Source organism: Nocardioides pacificus, from assembly GCF_054775955.1.
This window is the reverse complement of sequence record NZ_BAAHCI010000008.1, coordinates 214,563-235,259: the sequence shown is the minus strand read 5'-3', so window position 1 is coordinate 235,259 and position 20,697 is coordinate 214,563. Positions and strand designations below refer to the sequence as shown.

Genomic DNA, 20,697 nt, shown 5'->3' with positions numbered 1-20,697 from the left:
GGCCAGGAGGGCCGGCGTCCCGGGGGACTTTAGGAGGCGGACCACCGTGAAAAATCAGGACCAAGGTCCCGTTCCGGGGGCGGTCAATGTCACATCGGCGGTGATGCCAGCTCGTAGATGTGGGAGTAGTGGTCGGGGGTCTTGGCGATCATGAACAGCTTGTCCATGTCGGGCTCGAGGGCGCTGACCTTGTCCAGGGGCGCTCCGATGATCAGCTGGAAGCCCAGCGACTTCCACGCCTGGACCGACCGGCCGGCGAACTCGGAGTCCGACTTCACGAAGCCCTCGTCCAGGAACACCGGGGCGAAGCGCGGCCGGGTGCGCTCCTCGTCGCCGAGCTGGTAGCGCAGCGCGGCGCCCACGATGAAGGCGACGAGCTCCTGGCTCTCGCCACCGCTCTTGCCACCCAGGGTCGAGTAGGACCCGACCTCGCGGTGATCGCGGTCGTAGCGGACCGCGGTGACCTCGACGTGCTTGCGCACGTCGAGGAAGTGGTCGCGTCGGGCGAGCACGGCCGGCGAGGCTCCGTCGGGGCGGCTGATGAGCGACATGAAGTCGCGCAGCTGCCCGAAGCGCTCCCCCACCTCGTCCTCGGTGAGGGACTTCGTCGAGGACGACGACAGCGATCGCAGGGTGCGCTTGAAGCGCGCGACATCCTCGCTGGCGAGGCGTCGGAGCTTGATCTGCAGGTAGTCCCCGGCCGGACCGAACTGGAGCGTGCCCAGGATCTCGTTGACCGGGCGCAGCCGCTCCTCGATCTCGTCCACGGCGGTGTCGAAGGCGGCGTACAAGGGCACCAGGTCCTGGCCCGACCAGCCGGCGAGGCGTCGGCTCCACTCCGATCGGCGTGCGTGCAACCCGGTCTCGACGATGTGGTCCAGGATGTCGCGGTAGCCGTCGACGGAGCCGACTTCGACGCCGAGGTTGGGGTCGGGCCAGCGGGTCTGGTACTGCTCCAGCACCGCGATGATCGCGTCGCCGGCGCGGCGGGCCTCCTCGCGAGCGGTCCGGGACTGCTCGGCGAGGCGGCCCCGCAGGCGGCGCAGGTTGTCGTGGAAGGAGCGCAGGTCGTCGGGGTCGCCGACCTCAGCCAGCTGGCCGTCCAGATAGGCCGCGGCCTCCGGGTCCAGCTCCAGGCCCTCGGCCGCGATGCGGTCGAGCTCGCGGGTGACGACGTCCTTGGTGTCGGCCAGCTCCTCCGCGCGCCGGGTCAGCTCGCTCACGGCCGCCTGGGCCGTGTGCTTGCGGCTGCCGACCTCGTCGAGCTGGGCGAGCACCTCCTCGCGCTCGGCGCCGAGCTGGGTCAGCAGGTCGTTGCTGCCCAGCAGCCGGTTGTGCGCCTCGATGTTCGCGGCGATGGCGGCGTCGACGGCGTCGAGGTCGATCGTGGTCCAGCGGGTGTTGACGACCGCCAGGTGAGCGTCGCGGCGCCGCTCCAGGTCCTCCAGGCGGGCCCGGATCCCTGTGTGCTCCTCGGCCAGGGCGTCTAGCCGCTCGTCGAGCGCCGCGATGTCGTCGGCGATCTCGCGCAGCCGGCCCTCGTTGGAGAAGCCGATGATGCGCGCGTTGCCGAGGTCGCCGTGGGCGGCGCGACGACCGTTGCGGGTCTGGCCGGACTTGGTGACCTGCGGGTCGCTGCCGCGGAAGTCGTGGGCGGTCTCGACGCACAGGTGGTCGGTGCGCGGGCTCGAGACCCGGTCCTGGACCCACCACGAGAACGGCGAATCCTTGGTGACCAGCTTGCCGGAGACCCGACGGGGGTCCGCGGACGACGGGCGGTGCGGCCGGTGGGCCACGCCCTGGAAGTTGACCCGGACCGGCAGACGCAGCGAGTCGATGGCGCGGGAGAACTCCTCGAAGCGGTCGTCCTCGACGAGGATGATCCGGGCGAGCGAGGAGAGCGTCACCTCCACGGCGCGGCGCCACTCCTCCTCCCCCGGTGCGACGTCGACGAGCTCGGCCACGAAGGGCAGCTCGTCGGGGTGCATGCCGGCGGCCTCGGCGAGCGCGACGCGAGCCTCGTGCAGACCACGGGGCACCACGCTGGCCCGGCCGGCGAGCGAGTCGCGCTCGGCGACGAGCTCTCGGCGGGCGTGCTCCTGGGGCCAGCGGCGCTCGTGCAGCGCCGTCTGCTCCGCGTCGAGCCCGGCCCGCTCCGCTGGGAACGCGCTCAGGAAGTCGTCGGCCGCCAGACGGGCCTTGTCGAACTCCGCCTCGTCGTTGGGCGGCGTGCCGAGGGCGCCGTACGCCGCCCGGAAGATCCGGCGGGCCTTGTCGGTGTCCTCGCGCAGGTCCTCGAGCCGCTCGCGCTCGTGGCGCAGTCGCTGGAGGCTCTGCCCGCCGTTGGCGTGCATCTCCTCGGCCAGGATGTCGGAGCGGTCCTTGAGGACCCGCTCGAGCGCGATGGCCTCGCGGGCGGCGATCTGCTGCTGGGTCAGGGCGGCGTGGTTGGCGTCCTCACCCGCCTCGAGCAGGGCGTCCTCCGTGGTCAGCGCCCACAGCACCAGCGGGGTGTCCCCCTCGCGGGCGACCCCGAAGGTGTCGATCAGCCGCTCCTGCTCGCGCGCCGTCTCGAGCTCGACCTGGAGCTCGGGGAGGCGGCGCAGGACCCGCTCCTTGTCGGCCTCGGTCTGCATCGCGTCGTAGGCCGCCTCGAGGTCCTCGAAGTGCTCGACGGCCCGCTCGGCCTTGGTGTAGGTGCCCGGCTGCTCGAGGACCATCGACTTGTAGAGGCCGTCGACGGTGTTGACCTGCATCCCCGACTGCACGCGTGCCAGCAGGCGCAGGGCCTTGCGACCGTCGCCGTTCTGGCCGATGCCCAGCCGGGTGTGCAGGGTCTGCTCGAAGGCGCGCACGGTCTCGTGGATGTTGAGACCCTCGAAGGCGCCGCGCAGGGTCCGCTTGTCGAAGCGCGAGGCCGCCAGCGGCTCGAGCTCGCGCAGGTCGAGGTAGCCGTCGTACGTCGCGCGGGTCTGCGACACGTCGGCGTACGTCGCGGCGCCGGCCTTCGCGTAGTAGACGCGCAGCACTGTGAAGCGCTGACGGCGGTCGTTGACGAAGGTCAGCGCGAGCGCGCCCCAGACGGGGCGCCCGTCGTTGCCGCGCAGCACCTTCTCGGTCGGCGTGCCCGCCTCGCCGACATGGCTGTCGTCGATCTTGCCCTTGAGGTAGGTGAGCAGGTTGCGCTGGTCCGCCGAGCGGGCCTTGCTCGTCGAGACATCGTTGGAGGCGCCGTTGAAGGGCACGTCCGAGGGCATCATCACCGCGATGTAGGCGTCGAGGAACGTGCTCTTGCCCGTGCCCGTGGCGCCGGTCAGCAGCATCGAGTCCAGCGAGAACTCCACGGCGTGGTAGCCGTGGAAGCCGCCCCAGTTGACCATCTGGAGGGTCTCCGCCCGCCACTGCGTGGTGCCCTCGGTGGCGCCCGGGATGTGCATGAGGGGCTCTTGGAGGATCACGCGGTCACCTCGTCGTTCTCGTCGTCGCTGGGCTCGTCGTCCCTGGGCTCGTCGTCGTCGAGGTCGGTGTCGTCGACCGGTGCGCTCGCCTCGTCGGGGTCGTCGCTGGTGGCACGGGTGATCCATTCGGCGAGTTCGTTGAGCCGCTGGATCGGCAGCAGCACCTCGATCACCGGTGCGACCTTGAACCGCTCGGGGTCGTTGGTGCGCAGCAGGATGCGTGCCTTGACCAGGGTGGCCAGGGCGTTCTCGGCCCGGCGGCGGTCGCCGGAGCGGTCGGTGGCGTGGGCCGGGCGGAAGGCGGCGATCTCGTCGAGCAGACCCTCCCGGTCGACGAGGACGACGCCGTTGCCGTCGGCGCGCTGGCTGCGGAAGCGCTGGCGCAGCACCACCAGGAGGATCGTCTCCTCGCGGGTGTAGGCCGTGTCGTGCAGCAACGTCGAGAACGCCGGCCCGATCTCCGGGACTGCCTGGCGCTTGAACGCGACCTGGTAGGCGTGGTCGATGTGCAGATCGAGGAAGACGTCGTTGAGCCGCCCCTTGATCAGCGGCAGGTCGGCGAGCAGCGTGCGCCACTCCCCCGGGTTGCGCTCGGCGCTGATGTAGCGGTGCTTGAGGATCGCCACCAGCGTCCGGCGCTGCTCCATGGTGAGCGCGCCCTCGTCGCCCTCGAAGAGCGACAGCGACGAGGGGTCCTCCTCCGGGGCCGGAGCGCTCTCGAAGTCGGTGTCGAGGTCGTGGACGTCAGGCATCGACGGGTCCTTCCGTGGCGGTCGCTGGAGTGCTGGGAGGGCTGCCCTGCGAAGGGAGGCGCAGCACCGGGGTGTCGAAGACGCGGCGGCTCCCGTCGGGCCGGATCGCCTCGAAGCGGTCCGTCGCCTGCTTGTCGGGGGTGGCGTCCCACTGGGTCAGCAGATGGAGCATCCCGACGATCTCGACGGGCCGGCGCAGCTCGTCAGGGAGCTGGTTGAAGACGTCCGCGGCGGAGGCGAGGTCGCCGTCGGAGATCGCCCCGGACAGGAGGTCGCGCAGCTCGCTGAGCGAGGGCCCGCCCTGCTGGCGCAGCTGCTCGATCGACAGGCCGACGGCGACGTCGGCCGGCTCGGTGACCGGCAGTGACTCAGGCGCGACATCCGTGGCGGGGTCGTGGAACCGCTCGCGCAGGTGGGGCAGGTGGAACGTGCCGGGGATCAGCTCGACCTCCACCCGGGAGCGTGGACCGGTGGTCTCCATCCAGGTGACCAGGAGCCGCTCGATGTGGCGCAGCGTCTGGTCGACCTCGCGGTCGCGGGCCACGTCGTGGTGGACGATGTGCTCGCGCAACGTCGAGGAGAGCCGGGTACGACGTGCCAGGACGTCGTCGATCCCGCGCCGGATCACGGCGACCGTCCCCCGGAAGTCACGGTGGTCGTCGGGGCCTAGGCCGTGTGCGAAGGGGTGCTCGAGGATGGCCTGGATGTCGCGACCGAGCTCGTCGAGCAGGTCCTTGTCGCGCAGCAGCTCGAAGGCCCCCTCGAAGGCACGCCCCTCCTGGGTCGCCTCGAGGAGCTCGTCGGAGCGGCGCAGATACTCGTCGAGCACCTCGCCGATGGGGCGGTCCTCCTCGCGGAAGTCGCGCACGATCTTGCGGTGCATCGCGGCGACCGACTCCTCCACCCGCTTGAAGTCGCCGGGCAGCTGGCCGATCAGGTCCATCAGGTCGACGTAGCCGGTCTGCATGTCGTCGATGCTGGCCGGCTCGATCTCCCCACCGGCCTCGATCCGGTCGCGCTCAGCGGTGAGGCGCTCGATCTGCTCGTCGAGCCGGGCCACCCGCGCCTCCCGGTCGGGGTTCGCCTCGGTGGCCCAGCGCCGTACGGCGTCGACGATCGTGTTGATCCGCGACCCGCTGATCAGCGCCCGGTCGCGGGTGAGGCTCTGCACCAGGTCGAGCGCGTCGACGGCGTGGGAGGTGAGGGAGTACTCCTCGTCCCCGTCCTCGTCGAGGGTGCGATAGAGCCACTGGTCGCCCATCCAGCGCAGGCACAGCGACCGGCCGCTCTGGTTGGGGGGCACCTCGACCCCCGCGAGCCGGAGCTCGTCGAGGTAGGCGTCGACCTGGGTGTGCAGCCGATCGGCGTGGACGGTGCGCACGTCGGAGCTGAACGACGTCCGGAAGACCGACAGCACCAGGGGCGCCCACTTGCGGTCGAGCAGGCGCAGGGTGGGCCGGTCGAACGCCTCGGTGACTCGCGCCAGCTCGGCGACGATGCCGCTCATGCCCCTCCCGGATCCCGGCGTCCCGCCCGCCGGATGCGGACGGAGATGACTGGAGGACGTTAGGCGCTCGCGGCGGCGAACTCACATTCGGGGGTTGCTGAGGTCCAGCCCGCCGCCCGGCTGTCATCCCTTGAAGCGGGCCAGGTGCATCCGCGACGACCGCAGCAGGTGGGTGAGCGCCTGGTCGACGTCCGGAGCCTCGATGTCGTCCACCGCAGCGCGCAGGGTCGCGATGTCGGCCCGCTCGATCTCCGCCGCGACCGTCAGAGCGTCGGTGAGGGAGCTCGAGCCGCGCTCGAGGTAGTCGTCGAAGGCCGCCGCGGCATCGTCACCGGCGAACTCCCCGGCGCCCAGCCCTCGGTCGGGTCGTCGATGCCGTAGCGCTGCAGCAGCGAGCGGACCGCCGAGAGGTGCATGGCCTCGGAACGCGCGATGTGGTCGAAGCGGGGATCGCCGGTCGACTCCGCGAACTCCACGTACAGGTCGTGCGAGAGCTTCTCGTTCTCGGCCTGCGCGGCCAGCATCTCCTCCTGGTCCTTGCTCAGCGTGCCCCGGTCCACCGTGCCGCCGAAGGTGGCGTCGCAGTGCCCGGCGCCGCCCCGGCCTCCCTGCATCATCGGGCCCCCGTCGCGCATCTGCCCGTAGCGCATCTGTCCGTCAAGCATGTGCCCGCCGCCCCAGGCGGGGCCCGGCCGGTCCTCCGCGCTCACGGGCCCAGGGCTCATGGGTCCAGGGCTCATGGAGTCCACGGCGCTCCAAGCAGCCGGGCCGACCACCAGTCCTGTCGCCACGACACCGGCCGCGGCTGCCGCGGCGATCTTCGATCGGGTCCTCATGACCGACTCCCTCGTCCTTGGAGGCCGTGGGTCCGGCCTCATTGCCTCCACACTCGCCCGACGCTGTGCAGATGCGGTGAGTCCCGTGTGGAGAACATGTGGAGGTGCGCCGACCACACGTCACAGTGCCGCGATGGGTGCGACGATGAGGCCATGAGCACCGTCCTGGTCGTGGAGGACGCTCGGGAGATCCGCGATCTGCTGCGTCGCTACCTCGAGCGGGCTGGGTACGTCGTGCTGAGCACGGAGTCCGGCGCCGAGGCGATCCGGCTGGTGGGCCAGGGCAGCGCCGACCTGGTGCTGCTCGACCTCGGCCTCCCCGACGTCGACGGCACCGATGTGCTGCGCGCCGCGCGCGACGGCGATCGCCGTACGCCGGTGATCGTGCTCACCGCGCGCTCCACCCTCGATGATCGGATCGCCGGGCTCAGCCTCGGGGCGGACGACTACGTGACCAAGCCGTTCAGCCCCACCGAGGTGGTGCTCCGCGTCCGCGCGGTGCTCAGCCGCGCCGGATCCTCCGAGGGCGGGGCCCCCGAGGGTGGGTCCCCCGGCGTCAGGTCGTACGGCGGGGGACGGCTGGTGCTCGACGAGGATCGTCACCAGGCACTCCTCGACGGGCACACGCTCGGCCTGACCCCCACCGAGTGGGGCATCCTGACGTCGCTGGCCTCGGTGCCGGGACGGCCCTTCTCCCGCTACGAGCTCGTGAACCGGGTCCGTGGCTACGAGTTCTCCGGCTACGAGCGCAGCATCGACTCGCACGTGAAGAACCTGCGCCACAAGCTCGGTGCCGACGGCAGCATCCTCGTCGAGACCGTGACCGGGGTCGGCTACCGGCTGGGGCTCGACCATGACCGCTGACGCCCCCGGCGGGCGCGAGGCCCTGGGCCCGCTCGGGCGCCGCTTCCTGCTGGCCTTCGCCGTCGTCGTCCTGGCCACCGTCGCCCTGATGACCGCCGCGGGGCTCGTCGGCACCGACCGGGGCCTGGCCTCCCAAAGCGACTCCCAGCGTGAGGGCGTGGCGGATCGTGTCGCCGAGGCGGCCGCGGATGCCTACGTGGAGGCCGGGGGGTGGGGGGAGGCCGACCTGTCCCGGGCGGACACGGTCGCCGAGGGCGGGGGCGCTGTGCTCCTGGTCCGTGACGCCGCGGGCAGCCAGGTGTGGCCCGCCCGGGGACAGGGGCACCACGGTGCGATGTCCGGGATGCCGATGGGCGCCGACCGGGTGAGCGTGGAGGTCACCGCGGACGGCTCCGTGGTGGGCACGGCGCTCCTCGGCTTCGGCCGGGCCACCGACGGCAGCGGCCGTCCGCTGGCGTGGACGTGGATCCTGCTCGCCGGGGTGATCGCGCTGCTGCTGGCCCTGCTGGCGGCCTGGTTCGTCACGCGCCAGCTGAGCCGGCCCGTGAGCGCGCTGACCGACGCCGCGCGCGCGTTCGCCGCCGGTGAGCGGGACACGGTGGTGCGCGAGCGCGGGGTCGGCGAGCTGGCCGTGCTCGCGGAGGCCTTCGACGATGCCGTCGACGCCGTACGACGCGCCGAGGCGTCGCGTGCCCGGATGGCGGCCGACGTGGCCCACGAGCTGCGCACGCCGCTGGCCGCGCTCCAGGCTGGCCTCGAGGAGCTGCGCGACGGCCTGGCCCCCGCCGACCCCGCCACGCTCGCCGGTCTGCACGACCAGTCGCTCCGCGTCGCCCGGATCGTCGGCGACCTCGACACGCTCTTCGCCGCCGAGGGCGCGGTGCGCGCCGTACGCCGCGACGCGGTGGACCTGGCTGCCCTCGCCCGCGACGAGGTCCACGCCCGGGCGGCCCAGCTGCGGGGAGCGGACCTGGCGGTGGACCTCGCCCTGCCCGACTCCCCCGTCACCGTGTGCGGCGACTCCGAGCGGCTGCACCAGGTGCTCGGCAACCTGCTGGAGAACTGCGTGCGCCACTGCCGTCCCGGCGACCGGGTCACGGTGCGGGTCACCGGCGGCGAGTCCCCGGCGTTGCTGGTGGCCGACACCGGTCCCGGCATCGCGAAGGCCGACCTCCCGCGCATCTTCGACCGGTTCTGGCGCGGCTCGCGTCAGGCGGGACGTCCGGGCTCGGGGCTCGGCCTCGCCGTGGTGCGCAGCCTGGTGGAGGCCATGCACGGCCACGTCGACGTCGACTCGGACGGTGTGACGGGGACGAGGTTCGTGATCACCCTCCCTGGGGCGGTCCCGCCGTCCGGGCGAGCCGGCGCCACAGCCAGCTCGCAGGAATCACCCGATCGTCGATGACATAGGCGGCGGTGGTCTCCTGCACGAGGGTCGTCAGGAGGGCGTGCCGCGCACCCAGCCGGCCCGCGACGAGAAGCCGGTCCCCCGGTCGCAGGATCTCGGCGTCGGCCGGCGCCGGCGTCACGGTGTCGTCGCGCAGCAGGGCGAGGACGACGGCGTCCACGGGGCGGTCACGCCCGTGCGGGGAGCGGACGAGGTCACCCAACCGCAGCCGGCCCGTCTGGAGCCACGGCGCCAGGGCCGGGGCCTCCTCAGCCGTGAGCGCGAGCCGCCAGATGTGCGGCGACGCCTCCCCGCAGCGCTCGACGAGGCGGTCGACCATCTCCGCGGCCCAGGCCTCGCCGAGGTGGGGGACGCGCGGAAGGAAGCGCATCAACGAAGGGTTGGCGAGCCTCGCGAGCACCTCGTGGGCCACGACCTCGGCGCGGACCATCGCGTAGTCGAGGCCCAGCGCCTCGAACAGGGCTGCGTTGCCGGGCTCGTTGTGACGCGCGACGAGGACCATGTCCGGGTTGGCCTGCCGCGCGACCTCCATCAGCCACAGGTTGGTCATGTCGTTGTGCGTCGCGGCGACGAAGGCCACGGCGTTCGGCAGGTCGGCGGCCTCCAGGTCCTCCGGGGCGAAGCGGTCTGCTCCACCTTCGACGTGCTCCCCCTCCACCACGGTGACCTCCAGGCCCTCCCGGTGCAGGTCGGCGGTGATCTCGCGACCGAACGTGTCGAAGCCGCAGACCACCCAGCGACCGCGCGGCAGCGGCGGGCGGCGCTTCGGGATCGGGGTGCCCGGGGCGCTGGTCAGCCACATCATCAGCTGATAGGCGGCCGGGGAGCGCTGCAGGATCCGCAGGTGGTTGCCGAAGCGCTCCAGCGGGTTGACGACCTCGGGCGCGCCGAAGGCCCGCATCCGGTCCGCGATCTCCAGCGTGCTGGCCTGGGCGATCACCGGCAACCCCGGGCGGATCAGCGCCGTGGTCATGGCGACGTCCAGGTTGACGTCGTCGCGCTCGCTCAGGGCGAGCACCGCCTCGCAGTCGGCGCTGCCCAGGCCGGCCAGGATCAGGTTGTCGGTCTCGCGGGCGTCCCCCACCAGGACCGGGACGTCGGCCTGATAGGCGTCCAGGTCGATGGACGCCGCCCGGTCCTCGTCCCGCTCGATCACGACGAAGCGGCGGCCCATGTCGTCGACCGAGCGGGCGATGCGCCGGCCCATCTCGCCGTACCCGATCAGCAGCACGTACGGCGAGCCGAGGTGGCGCACCTTCCGCTCGAAGAGCCGGCGGGCGATCGCACGCCGGAACGCGCGGTCGCGCACCAGCGTCAGCATCGAGCCGATGGCATAGGCCCAGCCGATGACCGACATGAAGATCGAGACGATGACCCACATCCGCTGAGCGGGCGTGAAGGGGTGTGGCAGCTCCCCGAAGCCGATCGTGGTGGCGGTGTAGCTCATGAAGTAGAACGCGTCGAAGAGGGTCAGTCGATGGGACTCGCCCTCACCGTCGGTGCCCGGGATCAGCGAGAGGCCGAGGACGCTGACGGCGAAGATCACGATCAGGACGATCAGCGGTGCACGCATCCGACGCAGGACGAGCAGGATCCCCGCCGTACCGCGCTCGATCACGAGGTCGGGGATCTGCGGCTCGGCCGCCTCCACGTGCTCACGTCGGGAGCGTCCGCCCACCAGCCAGGACAACGAGCGTGGCAGCCGACTCCCCATGGCGCGACGCCTCAGCGACGCTGGAACGAGACGGTCTCGACGACCAGGAGGACCACCGACACGACGTTGGCGAAGAGCGCCCCCGCGGACAGCGAGACCACCGCGGAGGTCATCTCGACGGACAGCCCGGCCTCGTGGACGTTGTTGGCGTAGGACCAGACCACGGCCGCCGCGATCAGCTGGAGGCTCGCCACCAGGCTGGTCGCCAGGTGCACCGCCCCGATCTGGGTTCGGTCGCCGAACTTCAGCACCGTCGCGATGAGGTTCACCACGACAGCGGCGAAGAGCTCATAGACGTTGTGCACCGCGGGGTCACCGATGTCCCCGATGAAGAACCCGAAGTTGAGGGTCGCCGCCAGGAGGACGAAGAAGCCGAAGACGACGTTCTCCAGATTCATGGCACCTCCCCCGATCGCGGACTTCCGGCATCGTAGCGGCAAGGCCGTCGACTTCAACGCTGGTCGAGGAGTTGTCGCACCGCGTGGCGCGCAGCCGCCAGCGCGCGAGCGCCTGAGAGGGTGGCCTGCATGCGGGCGATACTCCTGAGCGGCGCCCTGGCAGCGATCCTGTCGCTCCTGGGGACCCTGCTCGCCATCAGATGGTTCACCCGACACGGCTTCGGCCAGCCGATTCGAGACGACGGACCCACGACCCATCACGTGAAGCGGGGCACGCCGACGATGGGCGGTCTCGTGATCCTGCTGGCCGCCACCGCGGCGTACCTCACCGCGACGGTCGTGACGCGCGGGTCCCCGAGCGCCAGCGCCTGGCTCCTCATGCTGCTGTTCCTCGGCTGTGGAGCGGTGGGATTCCTCGACGACTTCATCAAGGTCTACACCCAGCACAACCAGGGACTGAGCAGTCGAGCAAAGATGGCGGGACAGACGCTCGTGGCGCTCGCCTTCGGTGTCCTGGCCACGCAGTTCTTCGCCGACGAGCGTGGTGTCAGACCGGCGTCGCAGCACCTCTCTACGACCCAGGACTGGGGGATCAAGCTCCCTCTGGTCGTGGTCCTGCTGATCATCTGGTTCATCGTCACCGCGACGTCCAACGGCGCCAACCTTACCGACGGCGCCGACGGGCTGCTCGCGGGGGCCTCGGCATTGATCTTCGGCGCCTACATGATCGTGAACGTCTGGCAGAACAACCAGCTGTGCGACTCCACGCGCCCCAACGTGGTGGAGTCACAGTGCTACCAGGTGCGCGACCCGCTCGACCTGGCGGTCTTCGCCGCTGCCATCACCGCCGCCTGCGTCGGCTTCCTCTGGTGGAACGCCAAGCCCGCCCGCATCATCATGGGCGATGTCGGCTCCCTCGCCATCGGGGGTGCCCTGGCCGGGCTGGCGATCATGTCCCGCACCGAGCTCCTCATGGCCGTCATCGCCGGACTCTTCGTGCTCGAGACGATGTCGGTGCTCGTGCAGATGAGCTACTTCAAGGTGACCAAGCGACTCACCGGCACGGGGCGTCGCGTCTTCCGCATCGCCCCCATCCACCATCACTTCGAGCATCTGGGCTGGGACGAGGTCACCGTGGTGATCCGCTTCTGGATCGTCGCCGGCCTCTTCGTCGCGGCTGGGCTGGGAATCTTCTATGCGGCGTGGCTGCCCTGAGCCACCACCGTGGCTGCCGCGTCTCGGCGCCAGCACTCGTGATTCACAGCCTGTTCGAGCCGGTGGCCAGACATGCCGCTGGCCCCACCGCGTGGTGCCTACGGCGGGGTGCGGGGCGGTGCAGCTATTCGTCGGGCGGTGGTACGGCGCGGGCCCGGTCGCGGGTGACGTCAAGGGTGCCGGTGTGGTCACGCAGGTACTGATAACCCTGAGGGCTCGTCCACAAGAACGTGCCCGGGTCGATGACGGTGTAGGACCACGGCGAATGCGTCTTGTGACGGTGATGCCGCCGACACAACGGAGCCAGATTGCACGAACACGTGCTTCCGCCGGCGGAGTGCTCTCGGACGTGGTCGCAGTCCGCCCGGTGCCCGTCAGGCTTGAGCTTGCGGGCGGGCCGGGTGCACCACGGGAACACGCACGTGTGGTTGATCAACCCGACGCGTTCGACGAGCCGGTCGGGGAGCTCGTAGGCGTTGACGTGGACGTGGTCCTCGAGATCGATGACCGGCTTCACGACGACCTGGGCATCAGGGCTGGCGCACCAGTCGCGGACCTGATCGACCGAGACGAAGGAACGGGTGTTCTCCACCCGTGCGAGGCGCACACCGTCCCGGCCCCCGTCGCCATCAGCGTCGACACTGTTGTCGAGGCCCCGGGCGCGTAGTGCGTCGTGGGAGAGGTGGACGTAGAGCACCACCTGCCGCGGACGACGCGCTGTCCCGCGCGTAGGGGCCGGGCCGTCAGGGGCCGGGGTGGATGAGCGCGGTTGATCGGGAGCAAGGGGTGAGTCGGATCCACCGCGCTGAGCCGGTGCGGCGACATCGTCGGTGGCGCCAGGGTCATCACTGGTGGTGTTGAGGTCGAACGCCAACTGGCGGCGGGCGAGGTCCGCGACCGCCTTCGCTCGGCGGACATCGAGGGGCTCCTCCGAGCCCAGGGCACGCTGTGCCTCCGCACCCGCTGCCACTGCGGCGTCGAGGTCCATCGCATCGGCGATATCCAGCTCGCCGCGGATAGCCATGGTGCCGTCGTAGGAGACCTGGTCGGTGTCCACATCGAAACAGCGGCCGTCGGCCGCGTTGCGGCGGCGTTGCTCGGCGTCCTCGGGCTGGAACTGGACCCGGGCCTCCTCGATCAGCCGGTCCAGGGCCGCGATGCTGATCTTGTGCGCGACCGACGCGACGTGACGGTCCACGAACGCCGCGCCCTCGGGCACGAGGCTCATCGTGGCGTCGGCGATGCGGCGCGCCTTCCACGCCACGAGATCCCCGGAGCAGACCCGCTTCCACACCTTGGGGAGGCGATACCTGAGCTCGACGGCTTGGCCGATGTAGCGGCCACCGGCGTCGGTGGAGAGTCCGACGGCGAGGGCGAACTCGGTGATCGCGAACTCCGCCACCAACGGGGCACCGGGGCCGGCGATAGGGAGGCCGTGGTCGCCGTACCCGTCGTGGGCGAGTGCGGCGTCGGTGAGGGAGTCGGCCGAATGCATCGCCGCCCAGTCGACGGCCGACCGCAGTTGCCTCACCTCGGCCGCATCAGCCCCTGCACGCGAGAGCCGGGCAGCCTCCAGCACCGCGGCGGCGGTGTCGGGGGCGGCTGTCTGGGGCATGGAAATAGTCAAGCAGGGGGCGCCGACATTGCCCCCGCCCAGAAGCGGCGCGACGCGCCATCTGTGGAGAACTTTATTCGCGGGTGGGTCTCGACGTCGGTTGCTGCGCAACCTGCTCGACCAACGAGCGGGGCTGCGCAGGCTGCTCGGCCAGCGAGGACCTGGGGTCAGACGCTGGCTGTGCTGGAAAGCACGGCGGTGGCCATCTCCTTGGCGCGGGGGTACTGCGCCTTGCCGGCGGCGCTGCGCGGGATCTTGTCCACGACGGCGAGGACCCGCGGCAGCTTGTAGCCGGAGAGCGAGGTGCGCAGGAAGGTGCGGAGCTCGTCGAGCTCGACGGTGTGCCCCTCGCGCGGCTGGACCACTGCGGCCACGGCCTGGCCGTACTTCTCGTCCGGGACGCCGACCACGAGCACGTCGTACACGCTCGGGTGGGCCATCAGCGCGGTCTCGACTTCTTCGGGGTAGACCTTCTCGCCGCCGGTGTTGACGCAGTTGGAGCCGCGACCGAGGAGCACGACCTTGTTGTCGGGCTCGATGCGGGCGAAGTCGCCCGGGACGGAGCAGCGCGCTCCGTCGATCTCGAGGAACGTCTGGGCCGACTTCACCGGGTCCTTGTAGTAGCCGACGGGCACGTGGCCCATTCGGCCGAGACGACCGACCTTGCCGATGTTGGTCGCAGGGTCGATGACCCTGTTGTCCTCGTCGAGGACGACGGTCGAGGGGCCCAACGAGACGAGCGGTCCGTCGCTACGGATGTTGTCCTTCTCCTGCAGACCCGTGCCCTGGAAGCCGGTCTCGGAGGCGCCGATGGAGTCGGTGAAGAAGCTGTTGGGGAAGGCGGCCATCCAGCGCTCCTTGACCGAGCGGCTGAAGATGGCGGCGGAGCTGGAGATCGCCAGCAGGTTGGGACAGTCATAGCTGCCGGCCTCGTAGGCCTCGATCAGCGGACGGGCCATCGCGTCGCCGGTCATGAAGATCAGCTGGACGCCCTCGCGCTCGATGATCTCCCAGGTGCGCATGGGGTCGAACTTCGGCTCGAGGATCGTCAGGTGCCCGGCGAACAGGTGCATCAGCAGACCGGCCTGCGCTCCGCCGTGCATGAGCGGGCTGAGCGGGAAGGTGACCATCCGGCCGTCCTGCTTGGCCTGCTCGGACTGGTCGTACTCCGCCAACGGCGTGCCGGACATGAAGTCGATGCCGCCACCGAGCACCCGCCAGAAGTCCTCGTGGCGCCACATCACGCCCTTGGGGAACCCGGTCGTGCCACCCGTGTAGATGATGTGGATGTCGTCGGGGCTGCGCTCGTCGAAGTCGCGCTCCGCGCTCTGGCCCGCGAGGGCGTCCGCCCACAGCACCCCGTCGTACGACGAGACGTCGGCCGCGTTGTCGGGCTCCATCACGTCGGGCATCACGACGACCGTCTGGAGCTTGTCGTGCTTGGGCACGCAGCGGCTCACGAGCGGGGCGTAGGAGCGCTCGTGGATGAGCGCGACCAGGTCCGCGTTGTCGAAGAGGTAGTCCAGCTCTCCCTCGACGTAGCGGTAGTTCACATTGACGTTGACCGCACGGATCTTGGTCACCGCGAGCACCGCGACAACGTGCTCGATGCTGTTCTTGGCATAGACGCCCACATGGTCGCCGGCTCCGACGCCACGGGAGGCGAGGAAGTGCGCGAGCCGGTTGGCGTCGGCCTCCAGCTCGGCATAGGTCACCAGCCGGTCCCCCACCTTCACGGCGGGCTTATCGGCAGCGGCGTCGACGGCGTGTTCGAAGAGGTCAGCGATGTTGAGGGCCACGCCGGAAGACTAGAACACGTTCTCGTTCTGCACCAGAGCCACTTGTAACGTGAGCCACATCGCCCTGCGATCCCTCCAGAAGCGGATCGCCCTGCCGATACGTCCTACGGACCTTTGGCACACCGATCGAGCACGGGAGGAGCCTTGATGCTCTCTCTGACCTACCTGAGCTCCGCCACCGAGCTGATGGGCGAAGCAGACCTGGAGGCCATGCTGACGAGCATCCGCCCCCGCAACGCCGCGCGCGGACTGTCGGGGATGCTGCTCTACAGCGGTGGCAACATCATCCAGACGCTGGAGGGCCCCGAGCCCGAGGTTCGCGAGACCTTCGACCGCATCGGGCAGGACCCCCGACACCGCGGCCTGATCCTGATGCTCGAGGAGCCGATCGTCGAGCGCGCCTTCCCCGACTGGTCCATGGGCTACCGGCAGGTCCGCAGGGACTACCAGCCCGAGGGGTTCACGGCCTTCCTGCAGCAGTCCGGTCCCCGCGACACCAACGTCGGCCCCGCCGAGCGGCTGCTGAGGGTCTTCAAGGAGAGCATGCGCTGAGCAGGGCTCGCCCGAGCGAGCCCGCCACCTCAGCCGAGGTCGAACTCCACGGGGTCGATCCCGACAGCCAGGCACGCGTCGCGCACGGCACGCTTCTCGTTCTCGTCGAACACGCCGTCGGCGCCGCCGATGATGATGCCCACCTGGACGACGGCCCGCGCCTGGTCCTCCTTCTTCTTCAGCTTCCCGATCGCCTGGATCGCCTCGAGCTTGCCGAAGTCGTAGTCGTTGTTCAGCTTGTCGCAGTAGTTGTCGAAGTCGGCCCGCAGGTCGGCGGCGGGGAAGACCTTGAGGACGTCGTTGCTCGAGATCAGCCCCACGACCTTGGAGCGCTCCGCCGGGTCGACGTTGCCGTCAGCCGCCGCGATCAAGGCGCACATCGCCATGGAGGCCTTGGCGAAGTCCTTGTTCTTGAACTGGCCGACCTTCGTCTGGAGCTGGTCGTTCATGTCGTTGCTGCGCTGCTTGAGCTGGTCCCAGAAGGCCATGGAGCGATTCCTCTGCAGTGGTCGGGGGTGGCCGCGAGCGCGACCCGGTGCTGACGGGCTCGACCCTACGGGGACTTCCCAGGCGTTCCTCACGCGCACGGGACGCTCCCGGTCCCTTCTCACAGCCGTGGGTCGACCGGCTCCGACTCCAGTGCCAGGACCGCGAACACGGCCTCGTGCACCCTCCAGAGCGGCTCGTCGCGCGCATGCCGCTCCAGGGCCTCGAGGCCCAGCGCATACTCCCGGAGCGCGAGCGAGCGCTTGTGTCCGAGGTTCCGGTCGCGGAGCCGGGTGAGGTGCTCCGGCGCTGTGTAGTCGGGGCCGTAGATCAGGCGCAGGTACTCCCGCCCACGCACCTTCAGGCCCGGCTGAGCGGGTCCCCCTCGGGTGCGGGTCAGGTTGGCGAAGGGCTTGACCACCATCCCCTCGCCGCCCGCCTCCGTCAGGTCCTCCCACCACCGGGTCGCGGCCGCCAGCGAGTCCGGATCGGTGGCGTCGACACGCACGCGTCGCGTCGTACGCACCAGTGCGGGAGCCGCCTCCACCAGCCGGTCCGCCACCGCGAGGTGCCAGCCGTGGTCGTGGTCGTGGTAAGTCGCCCCCTGAGCGGCGAGCACCTGGAACGGCGCCAGCCGGACCCCGTCGAGCCCGTCCGTCGGCCACACATAGCGGCGGTAGGCAGCGGTGAACCTCTCGGCGTCATCCTCCCGGGCGCGCGTGCGCCCCAGCAGGTCCGACACGTCGATACCCCGGTCGGCGGCCTGCTGCAGCCCCGACACCGCGGCGGGCAGCATCGCCCCCGCAGCCGCGCCCACGGCGGCGTACTGCTCACGCAACAGCTCCTCGGCCTTGGCCGACCAGGGCAGCAGCTCGGCGTCCAGCAGCAGCCAGTCGGTCCCGAGCTCCTCCCAGAGTCCCGCGGCCCCGACCGCCCCACGCAGCCCCTCGAGCAGGCGCTCGGTGAGGTCGCGCTCGAAGAAGGAGCGTCCGGTGCGCGTGTAGACCGCGCCGCTCTCCCCCGCCGTGGCGCCGAAGCGCGCCGCGGCGGCCGCGGCGTCGCGACACACCAGCGCCACCGCGCGCGACCCCATGTGCTTCTCCTCGCAGATGAGGTCGGTGGTCCCCTGGCTCGCGTAGGCCTCGAAGGCCTCGGCCGGGTGCTCGAGCAGGTCCACACGCCTCGAGGTGGCCACCGGTGCCATCGTCGGTGGCAGGTAGGGCACCCAGCGCGGGTGCAGCGCGAAGCGGCTCATCACCTCCAAGGCGCCGGCCGCGCTGTCCTCGCGCACCGTGACCCGACCCAGGTGCGCGGTGTCGATGACGCGCTTGCCGAGGACGTCGGTGAGGTCGAGCTGCTCAGGGGCACGCTCGGTCGCCGAGCCGGTGAGGAACGGCTTGGCCGGCTCGTACCAGACCCTTTCGGCCGGGACCGAGACCAGCTGCTTCTCGGGGTAGCGCAAGGCCGTCAGCCGACCGCCGAAGACGCATCCGGTGTCGAGGCACATCGTGTTGTTGACCCACTCCGGCTCGGGAGTGGGCGTGTGGCCGTAGAGGACCATGGCTCGGCCCCGGTAGTCGTTCGCCCACGGATAGCGCACGGGCAGGCCGAACTCGTCGGTCTCCCCGGTGGTGTCGCCGTAGAGCGCGAAGCTGCGCACCCGACCCGATGCCCGACCGTGGTAGCCCTCCTTGAGCCCGGCGTGCGCGACCACGAGTCGCCCCTCGTCGAGCACCAGGTGGGACACGAGCCCGTCGCAGAACTCGGTGACGGACCTGCGGAAGTCCTCCGGCTCCTCGGCCAGCTGGGCCAGCGTGGTCTCGAGTCCGTGGCTGACGGTGACCTGGCGACCGCGCAGTGCCCGCACCAGCTTGTTCTCGTGGTTGCCGGGCACGCAGCGGGCATGACCGGCCTCCACCATGCCCATCACCAGCCGCAGCACCCCGGGCGAGTCAGGACCGCGATCGACCAGGTCGCCGACGAAGACGGCCTCGCGTCCCTCGGAGTGTGACGCGTCCACCGGCCGCCCCGCCTCGTCGCGGACGATCGCGTAGCCGAGCTCGCCGAGCAGGCTCTCGAGCTCCGAGCGGCAGCCGTGGATGTCCCCGATCACGTCGAACGGCCCGTGCACGTCGCGGAAGTCGTTGAGCAGCCGCTCGCGCACGACGCTCGCGGCCTCGACCTCCTCGACGCTGCTCAGGACGTGCACCTTGCGGAACCCCTCCTTGGCCAGGCCGCGCAGGGAGCGACGCAGCTGGTCGCGCTGGCGGCGTACGACGGACGCGCCGAAGTCGCGGTCCTGCCTCGTGCGGTTGCGCTCGACGCAGAGGCTCTCGGGGAGGTCGAGCACGATCGCCACCGGAAGCACGTCATGGTCCTTCGCGAGCTGGACGAGCTGGCGGCGCGCATCACGCTGCACGTTGGTGGCGTCGACGACCGTCAGCCGGCCCGCGGCGAGCCGCTTGCCGGCGATGTAGTGGAGGACCTCGAAGGCGTCCTTGGTGGCGGCCTGATCGTTCTCGTCGTCGGAGACCAGCCCCCGGCAGTAGTCGCTGGAGAGCACCTCGAACGGCCCGAAGTGCTGGGCTGCGAACGTCGACTTGCCGGAGCCGGAGACCCCGACGAGCAGCACCAGGCTCAGCTCGGGGATGCCCAGCCGGTTCTCCCTCAGCCCGCTCATGCGGCGCTCCCCAATAGGCGGAAGAGCGCGAGCTGGGTCGGCGGGCCGAGCTCGGGATCCTCCTCGCCCACCGGCAGGTGCTCCACCGCGTAGCCGTGCCGCTGCGCCACCTCAGCCGCCCAGGCGGCGAACTCCGCCCGGTCCCACTCGAAGCGGTGGTCGCGGTGGCGCATCTCCCCCGGCGCCAGGTCGTAGCGCGCGTTGAACTCGCGGTTGGGCGTGGTGACCACGACGGCCCCGGGCCGCGCGAAGCCGAAGACGGTTGCCTCGAGCGCCGGCAGCCGCTCGGGGTCGACGTGCTCGACGACCTCCATCAGCACCGCCGCGTCGAAGCCCGTGAGCCGCTCGTCGCGATAGGTCAGCGACGACTGCAGCAGCCGCAGCCGCGCGCGCTGGGTGTCGGGCATCCGGTCGAGGTGCATCCGTCGCTCGGCCAGGTCGAGGGCACGCGGCGACACATCGGTCCCGACGACCTCGGAGAACGACGCGTCCTTGATCAGCTCGCGTAGCAGGGCTCCCTCGCCACAGCCGAGGTCGAGCACGCGGCGCACCTCGATCCGTCGCAGGACCCCGGCCACCGCCTGTCTCCGTGCGACGGCCAGCGGCCGCGCGGCGACCGCCTCGTCGTCGCCCACCGCGTCGTCGAGGCGCTCACCCGGGGCGTCATCTACCTCGGCCAGCCGTGCGGTCGCCGAGGCCACCAGGTCACGCTGGTGGGCCAGGTAGCGGCGGGTGATCAGCTCGCTCTGGGGGTGGTCGGCCAGCCACGCGCCTCCGACGCGCAGAAGCTTGTCCACCTCGTCGTCGGACACCCAGTAGTGCTTGCGCGAGTCGAGCACCGGCAGGAGGACGTAGAGGTGGGACAGCGGGGTGGCGAGCGTCTGCTCTGCGCGCAGCGTGAGGGAGACGTACGGCGAGGTGCCCCACGCCGGCACGGTGTCGTCCAGCGCGATCTCCTCGACCGTGACGTCCCAGCCGAGCGGCGCGAACAGGTCCCGCACCAGCTGCTCGCCGCCGACGCTCGGCAGCGCCGGGACCCGCACCTCGAGCGGGCTCGCGCGGCCCACCAGGTCCGGGCGGGCGTCGCAGCGCCCCGCGAGCGCCGTACGGAAGAGCTTGCCCAGCGCCACCGCCATCATCGACGCCGCGGCATAGGGCCGGTCGTTGACGTACTGCCCCAGGCTGAAGGAGTCGGCCCCTCGCCGCCGTCCGCGCACCAGGGCGATGGGGTCGATCTCCAGCAGCACGGCCACAATGCATCTCGCGGAGCCTGCCTCGGGATAGAAGACATGGGCCCGGCCGGCCGACACCTCGATGCTCTGGGCCCGCTCCGGGTGCTTGTGCAGCAGGTAGCCGAGGTCGGTCGCGGACTCCGCGGTCGAGGTGAGGGTCAGGTACACGCGGGACATCCTG

The 20,697-nt window shown here is 70.9% G+C and carries 16 protein-coding genes; 4 read left to right on the top strand and 12 right to left on the bottom strand.

What is annotated here, in order from left to right:
• Positions 1 to 89 precede the first annotated feature (89 nt).
• From ACYU7L_RS13280 to ACYU7L_RS13260, 5 genes are all read right to left on the bottom strand, one after another.
• Positions 90 to 3,458 (bottom strand): ATP-binding protein, encoded by a 3,369-nt coding sequence (locus tag ACYU7L_RS13280; RefSeq protein WP_460797357.1) that lies wholly within the window; start codon positions 3,456 to 3,458, stop codon positions 90 to 92.
• Positions 3,455 to 4,210: a DUF4194 domain-containing protein gene (locus tag ACYU7L_RS13275; protein ID WP_460797355.1), complete on the bottom strand. Its 756-nt coding sequence runs from the start codon at positions 4,208 to 4,210 to the stop codon at positions 3,455 to 3,457. The genes ACYU7L_RS13280 and ACYU7L_RS13275 overlap by 4 nt, the downstream gene beginning before the upstream one ends.
• Positions 4,203 to 5,717, bottom strand: a complete 1,515-nt coding sequence (locus tag ACYU7L_RS13270; RefSeq protein ID WP_460797354.1) for a DUF3375 domain-containing protein — start codon at positions 5,715 to 5,717, stop codon at positions 4,203 to 4,205. Before ACYU7L_RS13270 ends, ACYU7L_RS13275 begins: the two co-directional genes overlap by 8 nt.
• A 123-nt stretch (positions 5,718 to 5,840) precedes the next feature.
• Complete coding sequence (locus ACYU7L_RS13265; protein ID WP_460797418.1) at positions 5,841 to 6,071, bottom strand: DUF2202 domain-containing protein; 231 nt, start codon at positions 6,069 to 6,071, stop codon at positions 5,841 to 5,843.
• Positions 5,981 to 6,553 (bottom strand): DUF2202 domain-containing protein, encoded by a 573-nt coding sequence (locus ACYU7L_RS13260; RefSeq protein WP_460797352.1) that lies wholly within the window; start codon positions 6,551 to 6,553, stop codon positions 5,981 to 5,983. The genes ACYU7L_RS13265 and ACYU7L_RS13260 overlap by 91 nt, the downstream gene beginning before the upstream one ends.
• Positions 6,554 to 6,706: 153 nt before the next feature.
• On the opposite strand from ACYU7L_RS13260, the gene ACYU7L_RS13255 reads away from it, so the two are divergent.
• Together ACYU7L_RS13255 and ACYU7L_RS13250 are read left to right on the top strand one after the other, a co-directional pair.
• Positions 6,707 to 7,417, top strand: coding sequence for a response regulator transcription factor (locus ACYU7L_RS13255; protein WP_460797350.1), 711 nt, complete (start codon positions 6,707 to 6,709; stop codon positions 7,415 to 7,417).
• Positions 7,407 to 8,822 (top strand): sensor histidine kinase, encoded by a 1,416-nt coding sequence (locus ACYU7L_RS13250; protein ID WP_460797348.1) that lies wholly within the window; start codon positions 7,407 to 7,409, stop codon positions 8,820 to 8,822. Before ACYU7L_RS13255 ends, ACYU7L_RS13250 begins: the two co-directional genes overlap by 11 nt.
• Here the strand turns inward: ACYU7L_RS13250 and ACYU7L_RS13245 are convergent.
• Positions 8,743 to 10,539, bottom strand: a complete 1,797-nt coding sequence (locus ACYU7L_RS13245; protein WP_460797346.1) for a potassium channel family protein — start codon at positions 10,537 to 10,539, stop codon at positions 8,743 to 8,745. The genes ACYU7L_RS13250 and ACYU7L_RS13245 overlap by 80 nt on opposite strands.
• Positions 10,540 to 10,550: 11 nt before the next feature.
• A complete protein-coding gene (locus tag ACYU7L_RS13240; protein ID WP_460797344.1) occupies positions 10,551 to 10,937 on the bottom strand; it encodes a DUF6394 family protein in 387 nt (128 codons plus the stop codon).
• A 129-nt stretch (positions 10,938 to 11,066) separates the two neighbouring features.
• Between ACYU7L_RS13240 and mraY the strand changes: the two genes are divergently transcribed.
• Entirely contained in the window at positions 11,067 to 12,152 is a 1,086-nt protein-coding gene (mraY, locus tag ACYU7L_RS13235; protein WP_460797342.1) for a phospho-N-acetylmuramoyl-pentapeptide-transferase, read from the top strand.
• A gap of 124 nt (positions 12,153 to 12,276) precedes the next feature.
• Here mraY and ACYU7L_RS13230 read toward each other — a convergent pair whose 3' ends face one another.
• Together ACYU7L_RS13230 and ACYU7L_RS13225 are read right to left on the bottom strand one after the other, a co-directional pair.
• Positions 12,277 to 13,767 (bottom strand): HNH endonuclease, encoded by a 1,491-nt coding sequence (locus ACYU7L_RS13230; protein ID WP_460797340.1) that lies wholly within the window; start codon positions 13,765 to 13,767, stop codon positions 12,277 to 12,279.
• Between the two features lie 167 nt (positions 13,768 to 13,934).
• Positions 13,935 to 15,566, bottom strand: coding sequence for an acyl-CoA synthetase (locus ACYU7L_RS13225; protein ID WP_460797338.1), 1,632 nt, complete (start codon positions 15,564 to 15,566; stop codon positions 13,935 to 13,937).
• A gap of 147 nt (positions 15,567 to 15,713) precedes the next feature.
• Here ACYU7L_RS13225 and ACYU7L_RS13220 point away from each other — a divergent pair, with 147 nt between their 5' ends.
• Positions 15,714 to 16,118 carry a BLUF domain-containing protein gene (locus tag ACYU7L_RS13220; protein WP_460797336.1) on the top strand — a complete coding sequence of 135 codons (405 nt, stop codon included), beginning with the start codon at positions 15,714 to 15,716 and terminating at the stop codon, positions 16,116 to 16,118.
• A 29-nt stretch (positions 16,119 to 16,147) separates the two neighbouring features.
• Here the strand turns inward: ACYU7L_RS13220 and ACYU7L_RS13215 are convergent, their stop codons facing one another.
• The 3 genes from ACYU7L_RS13215 to ACYU7L_RS13205 form a co-directional block, all read right to left on the bottom strand.
• Positions 16,148 to 16,606, bottom strand: coding sequence for a tellurite resistance TerB family protein (locus ACYU7L_RS13215; RefSeq protein WP_460797334.1), 459 nt, complete (start codon positions 16,604 to 16,606; stop codon positions 16,148 to 16,150).
• Between the two features lie 119 nt (positions 16,607 to 16,725).
• Entirely contained in the window at positions 16,726 to 19,284 is a 2,559-nt protein-coding gene (locus tag ACYU7L_RS13210; RefSeq protein ID WP_460797332.1) for a polynucleotide kinase-phosphatase, read from the bottom strand.
• On the bottom strand, positions 19,281 to 20,693 hold the full coding sequence (locus tag ACYU7L_RS13205; protein WP_460797330.1) for a 3' terminal RNA ribose 2'-O-methyltransferase Hen1: 1,413 nt from the start codon (positions 20,691 to 20,693) through the stop codon (positions 19,281 to 19,283). The genes ACYU7L_RS13210 and ACYU7L_RS13205 overlap by 4 nt, the downstream gene beginning before the upstream one ends.
• Positions 20,694 to 20,697: the final 4 nt, after the last annotated feature.

Bases quoted from the DNA above. Each gene is read 5' to 3' on its own strand.
- ACYU7L_RS13275 (WP_460797355.1), bottom strand. From the start codon at position 4,210: ATGCCTGACGTCCACGACCTCGACACCGACTTCGAGAGCGCTCCGGCC.
- ACYU7L_RS13270 (WP_460797354.1), bottom strand. From the start codon at position 5,717: ATGAGCGGCATCGTCGCCGAGCTGGCGCGAGTCACCGAGGCGTTCGAC.
- ACYU7L_RS13260 (WP_460797352.1), bottom strand. From the start codon at position 6,553: ATGAGGACCCGATCGAAGATCGCCGCGGCAGCCGCGGCCGGTGTCGTG.
- ACYU7L_RS13255 (WP_460797350.1), top strand. From the start codon at position 6,707: ATGAGCACCGTCCTGGTCGTGGAGGACGCTCGGGAGATCCGCGATCTG.
- ACYU7L_RS13250 (WP_460797348.1), top strand. From the start codon at position 7,407: ATGACCGCTGACGCCCCCGGCGGGCGCGAGGCCCTGGGCCCGCTCGGG.
- ACYU7L_RS13245 (WP_460797346.1), bottom strand. From the start codon at position 10,539: ATGGGGAGTCGGCTGCCACGCTCGTTGTCCTGGCTGGTGGGCGGACGC.
- ACYU7L_RS13240 (WP_460797344.1), bottom strand. From the start codon at position 10,937: ATGAATCTGGAGAACGTCGTCTTCGGCTTCTTCGTCCTCCTGGCGGCG.
- mraY (WP_460797342.1), top strand. From the start codon at position 11,067: ATGCGGGCGATACTCCTGAGCGGCGCCCTGGCAGCGATCCTGTCGCTC.
- ACYU7L_RS13230 (WP_460797340.1), bottom strand. From the start codon at position 13,767: ATGCCCCAGACAGCCGCCCCCGACACCGCCGCCGCGGTGCTGGAGGCT.
- ACYU7L_RS13220 (WP_460797336.1), top strand. From the start codon at position 15,714: ATGCTCTCTCTGACCTACCTGAGCTCCGCCACCGAGCTGATGGGCGAA.
- ACYU7L_RS13215 (WP_460797334.1), bottom strand. From the start codon at position 16,606: ATGGCCTTCTGGGACCAGCTCAAGCAGCGCAGCAACGACATGAACGAC.
- ACYU7L_RS13210 (WP_460797332.1), bottom strand. From the start codon at position 19,284: ATGAGCGGGCTGAGGGAGAACCGGCTGGGCATCCCCGAGCTGAGCCTG.
- ACYU7L_RS13205 (WP_460797330.1), bottom strand. From the start codon at position 20,693: ATGTCCCGCGTGTACCTGACCCTCACCTCGACCGCGGAGTCCGCGACC.